Source organism: Psychromarinibacter sediminicola (assembly GCF_029168335.1).
Classification (GTDB): domain Bacteria; phylum Pseudomonadota; class Alphaproteobacteria; order Rhodobacterales; family Rhodobacteraceae; genus Psychromarinibacter; species Psychromarinibacter sediminicola.
In genome coordinates this window covers 1-881 of record NZ_JARGYC010000212.1, presented here as the reverse complement: position 1 = coordinate 881, position 881 = coordinate 1, and the positions used below count along the sequence as shown (strand labels likewise).

General features: G+C 53.5%; 1 protein-coding gene. It reads left to right on the top strand.

The features are described from left to right. Positions 1–301 precede the first annotated feature (301 nt). A complete protein-coding gene (locus tag P1J78_RS25020) occupies positions 302–859 on the top strand; it encodes a RelA/SpoT domain-containing protein (RefSeq protein ID WP_275570083.1) in 558 nt (185 codons plus the stop codon). Positions 860–881: the final 22 nt, after the last annotated feature.

The following is an 881-nucleotide window of genomic DNA, read 5'->3' as shown; positions in this document are numbered from 1 at the left end:
GCAAGCTCCTGACCATTGCCAACGCCGTCCTGCGCGACGGCGTGCCGTTCCGCGAAATCGCCCCGCCGAATCCGACCTGAGAACACAGTTGCCCCACGCGGCGGCGCTGTGGTCGACGTTATCGCGGAGCTCGGAGATCGCCCGCGTTTGGCAACCATAAAGTGCGTCGTTCGAAGGTCGGAGCGCCACCGCGCGCGTCGGCCCTCGCGCGGCTTGCGCTTGGATGGTGGGCAGATTGCCCACCCTACGGCTTCTTGCAGAACTTTCTTGAAATTCCCAAACACATACCCATAAGGGGAGTATGGATAAGAAACTACCATCGAAGTCAAGTGTCCGCAAAGCAGGAAAAAGGATTTCAGAGGCTGGTTCTGTTAGGGCTGCGTCAAAAGAGGATATCGATATTGTCGATAACTGGCGCAAAGCTCATTTGAAACCTTTGACCGCAATATCTATGTGGCTTCGAAAGCCCTCGCAAGAAACGACTGGTCTGTCTCCGGCGCAGCGCTTGAAGCGCCTTAACACTGTACTGGATAAGTTGATTTCAGGTCGTTCAAAAGACGCAGCTACCATGCAAGACTTGGGCGGTTGTAGGTTGATTTTTGGAGATCTTCAGGCGCTCTCTGAATTTCGTCATTATCTTGAAAAAGGCAGTCGAGCTCGCCATGAGCTTCTGCACTACGAGAACAAATACGACTACATCGCGTCACCGAAGGAAACTGGCTATCGTGGAGTTCATTACGTTTATGGCTATCGTTCTTCTTCGGAGGCGAACGCTCATTTGGACGGGCTAGAGCGTTTTCCGATCAATCTGCATCGTATCCGCAGGCGGCGAAGTAGTTTTCGCATTCCTGGTGCGTGAAGCAGTCGATGAGTTCGCCGAT